This is a genomic window from Colwellia sp. MB02u-10 (genome assembly GCF_014077185.1).
Lineage (GTDB): Bacteria > Pseudomonadota > Gammaproteobacteria > Enterobacterales > Alteromonadaceae > Cognaticolwellia.
In genome coordinates this window covers 64,255-81,727 of record NZ_JACGVK010000112.1, presented here as the reverse complement: position 1 = coordinate 81,727, position 17,473 = coordinate 64,255, and the positions used below count along the sequence as shown (strand labels likewise).

11 protein-coding genes and 1 riboswitch are annotated in these 17,473 nt (G+C 38.5%); of the genes, 4 read left to right on the top strand and 7 right to left on the bottom strand.

Annotated features, from left to right (window positions below; translation table 11 throughout):
• Positions 1-24: 24 nt before the first annotated feature.
• Entirely contained in the window at positions 25-516 is a 492-nt protein-coding gene (locus H4J59_RS08105; RefSeq protein ID WP_182238376.1) for a hypothetical protein, read from the bottom strand.
• Positions 517-1,134: 618 nt separating this feature from the next.
• Positions 1,135-2,316 (bottom strand): acyl-CoA dehydrogenase, encoded by a 1,182-nt coding sequence (locus H4J59_RS08100; RefSeq protein WP_182238374.1) that lies wholly within the window; start codon positions 2,314-2,316, stop codon positions 1,135-1,137.
• Positions 2,317-2,446: 130 nt separating this feature from the next.
• On the opposite strand from H4J59_RS08100, the gene H4J59_RS08095 reads away from it, so the two are divergent.
• A complete protein-coding gene (locus H4J59_RS08095; RefSeq protein ID WP_182238372.1) occupies positions 2,447-3,328 on the top strand; it encodes a LysR family transcriptional regulator in 882 nt (293 codons plus the stop codon).
• A gap of 710 nt (positions 3,329-4,038) precedes the next feature.
• Here H4J59_RS08095 and H4J59_RS08090 read toward each other — a convergent pair.
• Positions 4,039-4,968, bottom strand: a complete 930-nt coding sequence (locus H4J59_RS08090; protein ID WP_182238370.1) for an AEC family transporter — start codon at positions 4,966-4,968, stop codon at positions 4,039-4,041.
• Between the two features lie 630 nt (positions 4,969-5,598).
• On the opposite strand from H4J59_RS08090, the gene H4J59_RS08085 reads away from it, so the two are divergent.
• Positions 5,599-6,081, top strand: a complete 483-nt coding sequence (locus H4J59_RS08085; RefSeq protein ID WP_182238368.1) for a protein disulfide oxidoreductase — start codon at positions 5,599-5,601, stop codon at positions 6,079-6,081.
• A gap of 368 nt (positions 6,082-6,449) precedes the next feature.
• Here the strand turns inward: H4J59_RS08085 and H4J59_RS08080 are convergent, their stop codons facing one another.
• Positions 6,450-6,767 (bottom strand): VF530 family DNA-binding protein, encoded by a 318-nt coding sequence (locus H4J59_RS08080; protein ID WP_182238366.1) that lies wholly within the window; start codon positions 6,765-6,767, stop codon positions 6,450-6,452.
• A gap of 236 nt (positions 6,768-7,003) precedes the next feature.
• A complete protein-coding gene (locus H4J59_RS08075; RefSeq protein WP_182238364.1) occupies positions 7,004-7,825 on the bottom strand; it encodes a hypothetical protein in 822 nt (273 codons plus the stop codon).
• 844 nt (positions 7,826-8,669) lie between these two features.
• A riboswitch (cyclic di-GMP riboswitch) is annotated at positions 8,670-8,755 on the top strand.
• A gap of 64 nt (positions 8,756-8,819) precedes the next feature.
• Between H4J59_RS08075 and H4J59_RS08070 the strand changes: the two genes are divergently transcribed.
• Together H4J59_RS08070 and H4J59_RS19810 are read left to right on the top strand one after the other, a co-directional pair.
• A complete protein-coding gene (locus H4J59_RS08070; RefSeq protein WP_182238362.1) occupies positions 8,820-10,199 on the top strand; it encodes a hypothetical protein in 1,380 nt (459 codons plus the stop codon).
• Positions 10,200-10,750: 551 nt separating this feature from the next.
• A complete protein-coding gene (locus tag H4J59_RS19810; RefSeq protein WP_404852011.1) occupies positions 10,751-10,993 on the top strand; it encodes a glutamate synthase-related protein in 243 nt (80 codons plus the stop codon).
• Positions 10,994-11,446: 453 nt separating this feature from the next.
• Here the strand turns inward: H4J59_RS19810 and H4J59_RS08060 are convergent, their stop codons facing one another.
• Positions 11,447-12,058, bottom strand: a complete 612-nt coding sequence (locus tag H4J59_RS08060) for an outer membrane beta-barrel protein (protein WP_182238358.1) — start codon at positions 12,056-12,058, stop codon at positions 11,447-11,449.
• Positions 12,058-16,911, bottom strand: a complete 4,854-nt coding sequence (locus tag H4J59_RS08055) for an Ig-like domain-containing protein (protein ID WP_182238356.1) — start codon at positions 16,909-16,911, stop codon at positions 12,058-12,060. Before H4J59_RS08055 ends, H4J59_RS08060 begins: the two co-directional genes overlap by 1 nt.
• Positions 16,912-17,473 lie beyond the last annotated feature (562 nt).

Below are 17,473 nucleotides of genomic sequence, written 5' to 3'. Positions count from 1 at the left end.
TAGCAGATTAAAAGCTTATTTCAGTTAGTGAATCGCTGTTGCATGTTGTTTTAATAAACCTTTTAATGAGGTAAAGTTCTCCAGGCAGCTCTCACAGATAGGATACTTTTTAGCAAACATTAAAATAGGTGATAAGGTTAGCCTAAGGCCATTAAAAGCGGTAACTTTCGCATCTTCTTCTGCGTTTTCTGAGTTAGCTATATTGAGTAAATATTCATGTGGAACTGTTAGAAATTTCAACGATAATTCCAAATGGTTGGTTGACTCGTACAAAGCTGATAAATTATGACAAGCGCAAATCCAAGCCATCAGTGTTTTGGTGCACATAGGATGATTACGATAAGATAACGCCAATAAATTATAGGCTTCACTATAAAACAACTCTGCTTGGCTCCACTCTTGATCATGAAAGGACTCATTGCCCCGTTGTAATAATGATTGCCACTGTTTATCTTCCATTTGCGAATCCTTTATATTTTTGATATCTGTAACAACGCGTTGTTTACTTATCTCCACGACAGCTCCTTTAATTCAGTCATTAATCTCTCATCTTTTATTGTCATTCTTACGAACAACCAACAATACAAATGATAATCATTATCATTATCATTTGTATTGTCAAATAAAGTGAGCAAACTTTTTAATCGCATTTTTCACCATCGACTTATTAAACGCTTTTGAATAGAGATAAATACTCTTAGATGCTATAAAAAAAATAAATAAAAACAGAAAGGTTTTATCAATAACCCAGTATTAAAAAGACTTACGACATTGCGTATTAAGCCTTTTATATAATTAATTATTTTTGATGATGAGGTAACTAAAAGGCGTAGATTTAGGTGAAAGGTACAGTAATAAAACCGCTAATTTATATCAAAAAATTTTTTATATTGAAACATAGTTTACTGGTCATAAAAAAGCAGGGTTATAAGTATTAATTGTCATAAAATTAATAAGGGCCTGCCAACTCTCATTGACATGCCCTTAACTTATTCTGTGGTCGTTGTTATCTAGCTGATATGCTTATAACAATCTCACTCATTATCTGATCATTTTTACTGGTTAAAATAACCCACTACTGCGTCATTTATTTAATAATTAGCACGGCTATTTTTGTTATTTATACGCTAATCGTTAACAAAAAGCCTGAAGGCCTGTAATGGCACGACCTAAAATTAGCGCATGAACATCATGTGTACCTTCGTAAGTATTAACCGCTTCAAGGTTCATCATATGACGAATTACGCCATATTCATCACTAATACCATTGCCACCGTGCATATCACGAGCAACACGAGCTATATCAAGTGACTTACCACAGTTATTACGTTTCATTAATGAGATTAATTCAACCGGACATTGATCCGCATCCATTAAACGGCCCATTTGTAAGCAGCCCTGTAAACCAAGCGATATCTCAGTTTGCATATCAGCAAGTTTCTTTTGAATGAGCTGATTAGCCGATAGAGGACGACCAAATTGTTCGCGATCTGCGGTGTAGTTTCTCGCTGAATTAAAGCAAAACTCTGCCGCGCCTAATGAGCCCCAAGCAATACCATAACGCGCTTTGTTTAAACAACCAAAAGGCCCAGCTAACCCTGTAATTTCAGGGAACATATTTTCAGCAGGCACAAAAACGTTATCCATAACAATTTCGCCGGTTATTGAAGCACGTAAAGAGAATTTACCTTCAATTTTTGGCGCAGATAAACCATTCATACCTTTTTCAAGCACAAAGCCACGAATTTTACCCTCAAGTTTTGCCCAAACCACAAAAACATCCGCGATAGGTGAATTCGTGATCCACATTTTATTACCCGTTACGCAGTAACCACCCTCGACTTTCTTAGCGTGAGTGGTCATAGAAGCTGGATCGCTACCTGAATTAGGCTCAGTCAAACCAAAACAGCCAACCCATTCACCTGAAGCAAGTTTAGGCAAATACTTCATACGTTGTTCTTCACTGCCATAAGCATAGATCGGGTGCATAACCAATGACGATTGCACACTCATCGCGCTGCGGTAACCACTATCAACGCGCTCTACTTCACGAGCAATTAAACCATAGCTGACATAATTGACTTCACTGCCACCATATTGAGCGGGTAAAGTAGCACCCAATAAGCCTAACTGACCTAACTCACGCATTATTTCGCGATCAAAGTGTTCATGTCTATTGGCTTCAAGCACACGTGGTTGAAGTTTATCTTGGCAATAGTCATAGGCAGAATCGCGGATCATACGCTCTTCTTCAGTGAGTTGACTATCAAGAAACATCGGATCTTGCCAGTTAAAAGCAGTTAATTTTTGACTCATAGGATTACCCTGTATGCAGTGTTTTGCAGTAATGGTTTGATTTATTATTCTACTCTATCCTTAAAGCATAAATAAATATAATATATAGTTATTATATTTTTCATAACTTTTACTTATAGCGCTTACTCATATGAATTTGAAACGTCTTGAATATTTTTGTCAATTAGCCGTACTGGGCAACTTTACACGGGCAGCACATAAAATAGGCATTGCTCAACCCGCATTGACTATCGCTATTCAAAAGCTAGAACAAGAAGTTGGACTCAAATTAATTAACCGTGCGGAAAAAAACGCTTTATTAACCGCTGAAGGTGAAGTGCTATATAAACTGTCGACCCAACTATTAAGCCAAGTAAAACAAGTTGAATTAGAATTAGAAGAATTAAAAAATCTCGAACGGGGTACCATTCGTTTTGGCGTTTCAGCCATGATGGGTTCTTACTACTTCCCACAAATATTAACCGCATTTAAACAAAAACATCCAAAAATAAAAATACACTTGGTTGACCAAGGTACCGCAGCGCTGGAGAAAATGTTGCTGAACGGCGAACTTGATTTAGCCTTGGTACGTGGTGATTTAGAAAATTCACAACTGCGTTACACTGAGCTTATTAATGAGGAAGTTGTTGCCGGTATGGCAAAATCGCACCCACTAGCTGCTGAGCAAACCCTATCACTTACACAGTTTTGCCAACAGCCACTGGTGTTATTTCATGAAGGCTATTTTTTACGTGAAGTGGTTAGTCAGTATTCAAAAAAACATCACTTAGCATTAGATGTTCGCATGGAAACTAATCTTATTGAGCTGCAAAAGTCATTGGTTCGCAATGGCGTTGGTATTACCACTTGTTTAGCGCGTATTTTACAAAACGAGCAGCAGATGACCTCCATACCCTTTGAGCCAAAAATTGAATTTAAATTAAGTTTAGCGTGGAAAAAAAATCATTCTGTTTCTCAAGCCAGTAAGGCTTTTATGACTTATTTAAGCTTAACGGTTGAGCCTTTGGATTAAGCTTAACGGTTTTTATATCACTTAGTTCATCTTAAAAGCAGTCGTAAGTACTGAAGCTAATGTACTCATTAACACCATGAAACTAATGAAAGACTCATACTGCTTTGCTGCAACGTGAACTAGCTCATATCTTTGCTACTGTTGTGGGTGCCAGATAAAGTCGGAAACAGTTGAATAAAGTCGAAAACTGGAATTATTATGTTTAGGTACGAAAATACCTTTCAAAAATTTAAGTTAACTTTAATCTAGAGTGGACATAGCTGAACAACTACACTGAGTTAACAGTCTCCTGATAGCCCAGGTTACCCATAGATTGAAATATATGTTTTTTAATGGAATTTTTGTCATTGAGTCATCTAGACTGACACAGAGGAGACAACTAAGCCAAAGCGGTCGTTCATCATAAAACTGCTAATGCTAAATTTGTGCGTAGTGAAGACATAAAGCACTTCAGAACATAGAGGTTAACTTTAAGATCATACAGCTGACATAAAATTCATACTCCTATAACGCCTTAGAGTGTTTGCTTTAACCATGAAGCTGGTCATTACTATTTTTAATGATAGATCCAATTTTTATCTTCCCCCTGTTGATTACTTCAAGATTGGATAACCCTTATTGGCGTTCTCGTTCCTGGAAGGCCAAAGGATTATAAAGTAATATATTATTCTTTTACTCCAAATTAAAAGTATCTTGATATTGAGTCAAACTCAAAAACCGCCGTATAAATAGATAGCTAGCGGAATGAAGATTATAGAAACCAACGTAGATAAAAATACTGCTAAACTGGCTTTTTCAGGTTTGGCATTAAGTAATACAGCCAAAGTAACCGTATTGCCCGCCAGTGGTACAATAGAGAATAAAAAAAGTACTTTATATAAGTCTTCATTTAAAAAGTGCAAATATGTTTTATCGACATAAATAAATCCCAACATCGCAAGTGGCCAAAAAACAAATTTGATGATGAATGTGATGCTTATGAATTTTTTATCAACGTTATCTGGATTGCTTTTTAAACCCAATAGTCCCATGCCCAACATCATCATTCCCAGTATTCCGTATGCACCTTTGAACTGCGCAGTATAAGCACTGATTTCTTCTGGTATTTTCAAGCCTGCCAAATTACAAGTAATTCCTAAGATAAACGCATAAAGTATTGGCAGTCTCGATATTTTTTTCAGCGATTGTTTCACGCTAAAATTTCCCTTTGCAGTGACATAAAAACCTGTGCTGCTTTCATATAAAAGAGATGCTATAACGGCAAAAATATAAATGTCTGCCAAGGTGGGTGGAAACAATATAATTGCCAAGGGAATACCAAAATATCCTGTGTTTCCTGTTCCTGCACTGAATGCTAAAATATTTCCCGTGGGATTATCCCAGGATTCCCCCCAAATAAAAAGTGAAGAAAAAGCTAAGACAGAACAAAAAACGTACAAAAATATCGGTAAAATTGCAACTGAAAAATCAATTTTTACAGTGATGACTGCTGAAAAAACTACAATAGGACCCAAAATATAAATGAGCAAAGCGGCTATTGATTCTCTTTGAACATGTAAAAATTTTGAAGATAAAAAACCTAATATTACGTTTATATACAGTGGAAATATTTTAATTAATATAATGAAAAAAAGTGTCATTAATTATCCTAAAGAAAAAGTAATTTGTATTTGTTCATACACCACCAATGAATGTTTGCTTATAAAAGATTATTACATTGCAAAAACACTGGATAGGGAAATATGGGGTGCGGATAAAAATATGACTATAATTCAACGCTTTATGATGCGAAATGCATTTAGCTCGTAATTTAAAACCAATCAACTAGCTGCATAAGAAACGCGATTATTTTTATGTTTATTTTTATTTTAATTTTTATTTTTATTATAAACTCTAAAAGCAATAGATAAGACTGATTTGGAAAGTCTGAGAGAAAGTAAACCAAAATAAATAAATTACACCGCTCGATTTAGAACACCTTAACTTGCTTTTTGCGATAGCTCCATAGATATATTGTGCTAATGTCAGCTACAACTGGAGATAGTTAGCATAATTTTGATGAGTTTATAATCAAAAATCTCGACTGCTCTGTGGCATAAGTGACGGTTAAGCCAAATCCTCCAAGTAATTGCCATTTGGCCTTAATAATTATTTATTGCTAACGACTTTTCAGTTCGCATTGAAGACATTAGCATAGTTAGTCTTAATGGTAATTATTCTCAACAAAAAGTGAAAATAATTAAAAAATAGTCTTGTAGGAGAGATATTAAATGAAGTCCTGGTTAAAACAAATCTCTTTTATTATCATCGTTTATCTCATCACAAGTTTTGCTGTAGATACGTGGAGAACGAGGGGGATTGATCGACAATCGCTGCCCGATCTACAAGGAAAGACAATCTATAATACAACCATTAATTTAAAGGAGCTAAGTTTTGAACAACCCATTTTAGTGTACTTTTGGGGGACTTGGTGTCCAGTTTGTTCCTTTGTTAGCCCTTCTATAGATACTATTTCACAGCATTACCCTGTTTACAGTATTGCCATGCAATCTGGTGATAATAAGACACTAAAAACATATATGAAAATAGAAAGTTATCAATTTAATGTCATTAACGACGATAATAATCGCATAGCAAACTCGTTAGGTGTACAAGTTACTCCATTAGTAATGGTGATTGACCAAGGTGAACTCGTTCACTTCACAACAGGTTATGTGAGTTTATTTGGTTTATGGTGGCGCATTGCTTTTTAAAGATCTCAGGGCGTTAAGCGGAAGGTAGCAGCTATAATGTCGGGATAACGTAGCGATAAATTTTCTAATGCTTTGTTTTTTATGCGAGATAGAATATGTACTTTATCCTAATGTGATAATTTGTCAGTCATGAACGTTAAACGCTAAGGGAAATATCGATGGTCATAAATCAAAGACCTGATCCCGCAGGTTTATTGGCGATGACAGACAATCCCTGAAATTTCGGGACTGTCGCAAAAACAACATACTGAATAGGACCTCTTTAGTAGCGCTGACTAAATGAGGGGTAGATTATCTCGTTACTGCTTTGCTTATTAGCGCTGTAAACAGTGATAGTCGAATCCTTTAAATCACATCTATTAATTGTCCTATGTTGGCCAAACAAAGGGAGCGGGCTTGGTGGAAGTCGTTCCTGATACGGCTGTTTTCTGAGAGAGTATCCCCCTGATTACTTTCCCCGTTGCTTTATGCTTACTACAAAATGTTTTTAGGTATAAAATTTCAACTCTACTACGTGCCCAAGGGGTTGTACGAAGAAATTTCAAACTTGATTTAAGACGTGGTTTATTAGTGAAACAACGAATATTAAGTAATTCACCCATCTTATCCCAACCAACTTCCTTCTCCAGCTCAGTTAGAATTTGTTCAAGTTTAATGCCGTGTAGAGGCTCATTACTGTTATTCATAGACCACCTAAAATCAAAAATAGCATTGTAACAAGTTTCCTAAATATTGACAGACTTATGCGTTTTACTCAGGTAAAGCTATACAAAATGCCTATCTATGATTTTTTTAAGTTTGGCCGACGCAAAAAGTCTAATCTGGACTGCAATATCAACTCAATTATTAATCTCTCAAATGTGCTAGAAGTTAGCGTTTCAGAAAACTTGCCAAAAGCAGCTTTGAGCGAAAAGGAACACCGCTAGGCTATAGGCCAAACATATGTCTCGAACAAATAAGCCGCTAATAGAATTCCAACCAGATTGATTGCAAGAGCCAAAAAAATTCTCCACAGCGTCCAGTACTTAGGTGAGTCAATTTGTGTTCCGGATGGCTCGGGAGGATTTTTATTGACGGCGACTACTTGCAGAGGCACATCTAAAGCCTGCAGCAATTCATCTCGCTTTTTTTCGGTGTACCTACAATTCGCGCCTGTAATTCTGTAATTTGCGACATAGCCAGGAATGTATGCTGAAAAGTAAATGCCGAGAATCAAGACGTAATATTTCGCCTTATGCCAGCTACTAGCCCAAAAACCTTCAGGTTCGGGATAAGACAAAACCAATAAGAAGCTCGCTGCAACTACATGAAGTAATATCCAGGGTATTAATACAACATATTTTAAACGCTTAATGTTTCTAACAGCAAGCTCGTCAACCCATTCCTCACTTTGGACTTTTGCCTCGTAAGCGATCCTTTGTCTGGTTTGAGCTTGCTCTTGGCATAAATCTGGATTTTGACGGATATAGTCTGCGCAGCCACGTCCATAGGATTTTCGCATCTCTTTGTCTTCAAAAGGGACATAAGCCCTAGAGATGACTTCGCCATTATCATTAAAGACAAAATGCACTTTCGGTTCCGCTCTATAAGTGAAGGTAAATCCTTTTGTTTCATGACGAATGAAAAAAGATGTGTGGCAGGCTTCATCAACTCCAGCGCCGTAAGCCGTATCGAGCATATACTGCGACGTAGCACCCTCGATATATTCTTGGGCGATTCGGGCAAGAAAACCATCAATTATCAACTGCCTTACCTGGGCATGATAATTATGGCTAGGCCTACAGCTATATGTAAGGCTACCATCTTCGTTTAGAACATAATCATATTGGGCAACGTCATAATCTATATTATGGCCCCAGCCATATGCGTACTGTAGCTGTTGTTGCACGGCATCATAATGCCGACGGTCTCGCTCGTTCAATATGCTGCGACGGCAAGCAGGACAGTGATCCCATAGGTTGCCTGAATAGTTGCAAAAGTATGAATCATAGCAACGTTCGCAGTTTCTCATGTGGGACAAAGATATGCTCAACTTTGTTATTATAGAATTATTTAGCGCTGATTATAACGCAACGGTAAGCACCAGACATCCAATTTCTTGTCAGAGCTATTGTGCCTTAATCTGCAAATTAACGACAAAGCCGCTGCGGGTTTTTCTGCCAACACTCAAAAGGTCCCAGGCGTGTTACATGCCGTATTCTTCTCCGGCAAATAACCAGCTGTATTCGCTGCGCGTCCCCGTCGTATTCAAACCTATTTCGTCAACGAGTCAAAGCAGAAACGAAAACGCCCCAGAAACTCTGTTTTTTTGATCTTTTTTTAGCTTCTACAACTATGATAACTGATTGATAAACCGGACCAGACACAGGTTAAATGACAGTTTATTTTGGCCGCATTTATTGCTTCGTTGTCATTTTACTGACCACTAACATATCAACATGATCAATCATCCGCTCAACCTCTTTTGTGAAATTGAACCATGGCTAACAATCTATTCTCTAATTTTTTCTTTCTATAATCGCTAGAGCCACTACTTTTAATGACGTGTATAAATTACCTTGATTTTATCTTACCTTACAGTAGACTCGTGAAATAACTGGCAACTATTAATGAAAATTAATAGACGCAAAGCTACCAGCCTAAGTGCATTGCATAGGGTCGTGGGGTTGCTATTTATATGGATATTTTTACAACCTTTACCGTGATTTATTAATTACATCATTTATTAGAGGTTGTGAATGTTTTTCTCAAATAAGTATTTTATTCAATTCGTTGTTATTTTGTTCCTAAGTGCTTGTGGCGGAGGTGATAGTAGCGATACAGTATCAAATCCATCACCAGTAACAACAACCTCTGTAGCCACGTCACCTGTAACGACTTCATGCGTCAACCCTCATTCTGCTGACTACCCTGAATCATATAAAGGTAAACTTGAAACCCCATCCCCCAGAGGTAAACTTTCTAGTCATATAGTGAGAGGTATTAGTTTTAAAGACTACTCCCCTAGTTGGATTTATGATGGCCTATCCCAGTCTGCTCGCGATAATTGTTCCAGAGATGAATATGTAAAGCTGATGTATCTTGAAGCATTACAAGCAATGAATGCTTCTGGTGCACAAAGGGTTTGGGTTTACAATTATGGTCAGTGGAACGATAGCCAAGAACCATGGGTAGTCGCCGAAGCTAATTATCATACGCCTAAAAAATATATAGAATATATTGTCGAGCAAGCACGTTTGCTCAACATTGATATTTATTTTTCTTGGCAGTTTACTCAAAACAATGTCGATGGCGATATTATTGTTGAGCAAGGTGAGAAACTCACCTTGGACAAGCTTAAAATCATATTGGATGCACATCAAAACAATATGATTATTCAGGCAAAACATGCCCAGAAAATAGCTATAAAAGGTATTTCTGCTGACTGGAACGCGATGTGGATCACCTTGCATACCGACGAATTAAAAGAATATTATATTGAGCGATTTGCCGAAATTATCGATGATATCAGAGCCAATTTTGACGGTGAGATTACTTGGGGGCAAATAGGGACTGTAATTAATGATCAACGAATATTTTCCAGAGTAGATAGTATTTTAATCAATGCGTTACAGTGCTGCGGAAATCAATTTAACGCCGAAGAAGATGCCAAGCTAACAACGGAACTGATCAAGCAGAAAACCTTTGAATCACTGACCAATCAGCATATGCAAATATATTGTGGTGATATTAACCAACCATGCTGGCACGGTACGTCAAATATAGAATTACCGATAACACTTATTATTCAAGTGCAAAGTCGTGAAGACTTTTTTCTCAATGGTTGGAAAGAAGATGGTTTCTGTACTCCAGGAAGTTTAGAAGACGGGACTGAAGTTAGTTGTATTCAAGAGAGTTTTGTCACTGACTTTTCTGTGCAATCAGTGGGCATAGAAGGCATTATGCAAGCGATCGAAGAGCAAGATACCTTTATGATTAACAGCGTCGACATTCATACCGGTTATTGGCTTTCACCCACGTTAACCCCCAATTTTGAAGGTTTCCCTAATATCTCTCAATCTATCCGCGGTAAACCGGCAGAGGATATTGTTAAGTATTGGTATACCGGACAAGAATAATTCACCTCATGTTAAAGTAATGGCCGGTAAATTTACCGCTCATTACTGCTAAATCCACCATGAGCTACAAATACATAAAAATCATCTTTTGATTATTCTTAGTTATTTTATCAGGCTAAATAAAACGAATTATCCATCATGCGCTTAACTTCACCTTTGGCACTTAGCCATTAATAGTGGTTGAATTGCCATTTTTATAAATATGACATCTTTATAGCAATAAATTTATAACCTCTGCTTAATATCAAAGTAAACATTAGCCATGATACGTTAAATAACAAAACCAAGCGTTTTGTGGCATTAGTAAATATTGTATAGCAAGAGCCAAGCTCATTTTATGTCTGAAAACCACACTAGTGAGGTCTATAACATACACTCGACTCATGGTGTTTATAAACTAACTCGATAAAACGCTAGGTCAAAAAAACCTCTAATATGGTTAAGGTATTTTGCGTTATCCAAAATAAAAAACTTAATAGAAGGCAAGTGGCAAAGTACACAGCACGTTTTACATCGCAGAAAATTGTGCCATGGGTGCCGACTGATGTAATTTGGCCCGCGCATTTATGTTTACAGTTGGGTGTGTGCAATCAATGAAATGCCACACAGGGGAGTACCCCACCGGAGTGGCAACACAAGACGAGGGCCGTCAACGTGGATTGATCGTGCCAGAAAAAGTCGTTCGGGTGGAGAAATTTCATGATCGTACTATTCATACCCTCAAAGAGATTTTATCAGCCAGTGATTTTACCCATACCAGCCAACTGCAGCCCAGTCATTTTATCAGGATTTGAATTCTGTTGAGATCAGTACTATCAGGGATTTTTTTCCGTTTTTAAAAAAGAACGAGCTTGACGATGACATGGAAAAAAAGCTGTATGCTAAATGGTGGCGTATGATCAATACCCATAGTTTTAAATAAAATCCACAGCATTGTGATGATACATAATGCTATCTTTTTTTGGGGAGCTTGCCAGCGAGTTATTGACTCTTTGTACTACAAGACTTGGATACAGCGTAGGGTCGGCCAGTACATCACTAATGCAGCTATGATGTTGCACATTTTTTGCCAGCCATAGCCTTATAAGTTCAGAATTTACAGGTAAAAATCGGGAAAGTCCTGGTCGTGGTAGGGCTGAATTTTAGTATCGCGTAGCGGGTAATCAAAGCGAAACCAAAAAATGGCCAGCAGCATAAAAGCGACTGGCCATGACATTAAGTATTCAATGTAACTGCATCATCATCCATTAAAATCGATAATTTACCTTAATGGCTACATCACTAACTGGTTCATCCAACATATAGTTTCTGTATTGGATCCCAACTAACCAGCTTTTTGATACTGCATAACTAGCAGTCACACCAAAATAAATATCTGTATCACTTATCTTAGTCGTCAGTCTTTCGCCTATATCAATTTGACTAGTAATTTTATTATCCCAAAATAAAAATCCTGTTTGACCGGCCACAAACCATTGCTCATATTGGTACAAAGGCACTTCAACGCCCAACGTCCAACCTTCGGCCAAGATAGGCGCGACTGCTTTCACTTGTTCATGATAGGTCTGGGGTACATAGGACTCAGCGTTTAATTCAACATTCGCCTCACCTAAATCTACGTAACCCACTTTAATCGCTATTTTTTCAAGCTGGTAGCCAAACTCCAGTGACCAACTGCTATCAGTATCATCAACATGAGTAATATCAACGTGGTTCTGCCGGACGTTAGCTTGAGATTGTCCAACAGAAACCGCTATACTCATGGGCTCTGCAGCTAGTGTTAAAGCGCTTACGCTCACGCTAACCGATAAAATAACCAGTCTATATATCAGGGTCAATTTAATCGTAAACCTATTCATTATTTTACCCCTTTGTCTTGTTGAGCAGTCTGAGTGGATTGTCGTCTCATTAACAGAGCCGCGAATAATGTCAGTAAACTCCAGATGCCGCTACCACCGCCAGATGAAGTATTGTTCACTTTAACGGCTTTAGGCCCTGTGACTGTCACGGTTAATATGCCATTTGCTTGACTGCCTTGTCCGTCATTAATGGTATAGTTGATGATGTCATCTCCTATAAAATCTCCTGCAGTGTAAGTGAGTCTATTGTTATTTACAGTCACTTGCCCCGACTGAGCCGTCGCAAGTTCAATGCTCAGTGTGTCACCGTCGATATCACTGTCGTTGCTCAGTACATTAATATTAACTGCGGTGCTGCCGTCTATAGTGATTTCATCGTTTTGTGCAACAGGCGCTCGATTAGGTTGGACGGTTACCATCACTTGCGCAGAATCACTACCACCTTGGCCGTCTGTAATACCATAGTTAATCGTATCCTTGCCGGCATAATTTAAGTTTGGTGTATAAGTAATGGTATTATCGTTATTCACTATCACTTCACCAAAGCTCGCATTTACGCTGCTTACTTCCAACATATCATTGTCTGCATCGGTGTCGTTGTTCAACACATCGATAGTAATAATCATATTCCAAGCTAATTCTACGGTGTCATTATTAGCAACCGGTAGTTGGTTACCTTGGTTGACTACAGCAACCCCGCCTGGGTCGACAATCGCACCATTGGCTTGTCCGTCATCATCGTTTGGTCCGCCATCTTCAATTTGTAGTTGAACACACCAGTCACCTGCGGTTAATCCTGCGCTCCAACGTATATCTCCAGGTGATGGGCAATATCCACGCTCCCCTTTTGTGCTAGATAATTGGTTTTGATCGTCTTCTACAAAGTTGAACCAACCATTCGCTTGACTATATTTACGATAGATAGCATTTTGTGGAATTGGACGAGATTGTGGATTAACAAGTCGATAGTTTTGTCCTTTTTCAGGTAAACCATAGGCAATAAAGTCAACAATGTCGCCACTTATGGTGACATCTTCATCTACCGTTAAATCATTTTCTGCTTGGCTATTATCAATGAGTAAACCACCACTTTGGCTAGCTATAGAAAGCGAACCTTTGCGTAAACAAACCCCTGGCTCTCCCTCTACTAAGAAACTGTCTTGTGTCACACTTTGACTTGGGACAACGTTACATTCACTAATAGCATCTAAATAGTCTGGAATACCATCGCCGTCTGTGTCTGCATAGCCTTCCTCGTTATCTGGAATTAAGTCACCGTCGGTATCGATTGCCGTTAAACTAGCTAGGCTGTTAACCAGGTTAATATAAACGGTTTGCGAGTCTGACAATAAGCCTGTATCAGTGGTGGTGAAGGTCGCTTTATAAACATCAGCGGACAACGCACTAGGATCGAATTCAAATATAAGCGCATCGCTGCTGGTATTGACTAATGCTTGATCGGCCACCCATACATTTGTAAGTTGGTCGTTCGGGTTAGGATCGCTAACTTGCGCCTGGATCCGCACCAGACCGTCGACTTGACTCACAGTAAAGCGGTTTTCATCATTTTGACGAACGAGTAAGTTTATACTTGGTGCAATATTGGCTTCGCTGATCCGGATAGTGGAGCTATTTTTAGCGCCTAAATTAAAGTTGCTGTTTAAACTTACTATCACAGTTTCATCGGTTTCGACTTCATCGTCGGTCAGTACAGCAAACACAAGCTCTGCTTGAGTGCCACTTGTAATCACCAGATTACCTTGTGCCAGGGTGTAATCGGTATCCGCTAGCGCACTGCCTGAAACACTAAACGGAATATCGAGTGGATATTGCGGTGCCATGCCATTGAGTAATACCCGCACCGTGACTGTGCTACCTTCGCCAACCACTTGATCTTTACTAATTGAAATGAGGGGTTGAACAACCACTTTTTGTTCTGCAATAGTTTGATTCCCCGCATTGTCAATGGCTTGCCAGTAGGCAATATTATTACCGGGTTTAAAAAAGGTAATACCATCAACTAAGCTAACTGATAATGGATTACCTAAGGCATCCACCGCAGTCGCCACACCTAAATCAATTTTAGTAAACAGACCCGTTGCATTAACTTCGACATCACCAGGTAAAGTAATAACGGGCGGTTGCCCCTCTTGTACCCCGGTAATTTCTAATTGAGCGCTGGCTTGAGCGCGACCTTTTTGGCCATCTCGTACTGAGTAGTTAAAGGTGACATTACCAACATAGTTCTCGGGAGCCTGGTAAACGACAATGCCATTATCGACATCCACATCACCAATACTCGCGTTAACACCCTCAATAATTAAGGTGTCACCGTCAACATCAGTATCGTTGGCCAATACATCCAGTGAGTAACTATTATTTGTATTTTTAGCGAATACAAAACTATCGCCTTGTAATATAGGTTGGTCGTTCACCGCAGCAATAATAACATTCACTTGTATGCTGTCGGTTTCAACACCGTCAGTTACCTGAATACTAAAACTATCAACCCCGTTGTGGTTTGCCTTGGGTGAATAACTTATGTTAACTGAATTATCATTACCGCTAACAGAAGCTTCTCCATTCGTGGCTTGAGTTACAATATTCCATGTTAAGTCATCTTGATTATCATCGGTGACATCCAGTGATAATACAAAGGCTTCAGGTGCATTATCTTCGCTCATTGTAACAGATACTGCAGCACCTTGGGTAATCACCAACTCGACAATATCATCAACGACGGTGATGCTAAAATCATCTTCATAACTAACAAGGCTATCAGTGGTTTGTATACAAACCGCATACACACCTGGATTTGTCCCTACTTTAGGCTTTAATGCATCGACATCAATTTCAAATAACGCATTATCAGCACTGGTGTTACAAGTGTTATTATCGCTTGAATTCGGGGTTACTAAAGTGTAGCTATGTATATCAGTACTGTCTGGATCAGTTGTCGTTAATAAACCGACTGTTGATTGGTTAACACTAAGACTCGATAATACAATACCCGTTGGTGCATCATTAACGGGACTAATATCTAAACTAACATTGCCCAGGGCAACATCTGCCGAACCATCATTGGCTGAAAGTGTTAAGGTCGCTGCATTATCACCCGATGCATTATTAGCGCCTGTATATTGAATATTTGCAGTGCTATCTAAATAGGCATTAATATCCGCAACACTTCCCGTCAAAGTGATAACTGTTGCATTCACTAACGTGGCGGTTACTCCACTACCGATACTTGAACCATCTGCGGGTGCAGTGAAAACACCGCCACTCATTGTGAGTGTAAGGGTAATACTGGCGCTGTCTGTATCTGCCAATGTCATGGCAGATAAGTCGATCTGGCCATTGGTATCTTCACTTAGCACGAGTTCACTAGGTGCATTATTCACGGTTGGATTATCGTTGACATTATTTAGGGTAAAAGTAAACGTTTGCCCGGTAATGGCGGTAATACCATCCTCTAAACCGTCGGCGAAACTAAAGCCAAAACTGTCGCTCAAATTATCACTGTCATCGTGTTGGTAACTGACCAGAGCGCTATTAATATCTTGTTGGCTAAAGGTTCCATTGAGTGCCAGCGCATTACCGTTCAACTTCAAGCTGCCATAAATAGGCACTGTGGTTAAGGTATAGGTTAAATTACTTGGGGTATCGGTTGCATCTACATCACTAAACTCAAGTTCAGTTTGGCCAATAGTGCCTGCTGCACCCTCATCTAAGCTTAAACCTGTATTATTTGCTGCCACTGGCGCATCATTAACGTTATTCACTGTCAAGGTAAAACACTGATCAACATTATTGGTTGCATCCGTCACGGTTAAGCAAATGTCATGATCACCCACATCATCGTTTGTGGGGGTTCCGCTTAAAATTGTGCCCGTCTCAAGTTTAACGACTTTATTGAAATCATTAATACCCCAAATCAATGCGCCACTTGGCGCTAAACTCATTCCCCACACACGTCCCGTTGTAGAGATATCAGTTGTAGTTGATAAATCGGGGCTAACTTTCTTAACGCCGCTACCAAAAGAGCTAACATAAATATTATCATTATTATCTATTTTGATATCCGAAAGGCTACTGCCAAATGATTTTATATTTGCCGATAATACGTCGTCTTTAAAACTAGAAATATATTTATTATTATAACTTGCTATGTATAAGGTACCGTCTTTACTAAAGCCAATACCAAATGGATACGGTGTGCCTGTTACAACATCGGTTACAGAATCATCTGACAAATCAATTTTACTAACTTTATTAGCAGAGTATTGAGCCACATAAATGAAGTTATCCTTTTCAAGCATCGCTAGGGGATCTGTAATGGGATTGATCCAGTCAGATTCGCCAACACCAGGATTATTTAAATCGATTTTGGTGATTTTATTTAAATTGTAATAAGACACATACAAGGTACTACCTATGACTAACATGCCGTATTTACTGCTTGAATTAACAGTTGCAAATGAAGTCTGCGTACCATCTGGCGTGATTTTAAAAATGGTCGGACCAGATAATCCTGCAACATAGATGTTGCCTGCAGCATCTATTGCCACACCACCTGGACCGGTAATAGCACCACCTACATCAGTTGTACTATTACTACCGTTGGATAATGCCAGCCAACCGGGTAATGTTTCACCTGACTTAACTGCCCAACTAAGGGTGTCTGCCGCATCTGTGTCAAATGCGGCCGCAGCATATGCATAAGGCGCATCTTCATTGGTATTGGTAATAGGGGTTGAGCTTATTACAGGCAAAGCCGATGGTTGAACAATACCCAATGCTGTAAGTGGCATTACGGCAAAGATGGTACTTGTTAACAGTATTTTTTTATACATAGATCTACCTTTATTTATCTAAAGACATGCTAGTGAATTAATAATATAGGGTTACCCCCCACAAATACAGAAAATACAGAAAATACAGAAAATACAGAACTGTATAATAACCATTTTTTTCTATTTTTCAACTGTAACCTTTACCTTTAACTAATTGTTAACTAAAGAAACCACTTATTAACTAAATTAACAATTTAACAACAAGGTTTGCCATGTTTTATAAATGTATGTTTTATTGCTCAATATTGTTTATGCTTATCTCTTGTAGAAATGACGATAAAGCGTTAGCTTAAATGGCGACGATACGACTTAAAAAATAGTATTTTAGAGCAAGCATTCAGTTCACAGATTGAAAAGGTGGTGCGCAAAATATACAAAGAAAAACAGTAAAAATTTAGTTGTTAAATAAAATGACTACTAAGTAGTAATGCTATGGCGGCAGTAGCCGGGGGTTTAGTGTTCGATCACTAGCTGGTTATCAATCGATTAAGTTATGGATCAGTCCGTTATCCGTCGTAAGTAGTTGATGAAAGGCATAATCAGATATTTTGACTTACATCTC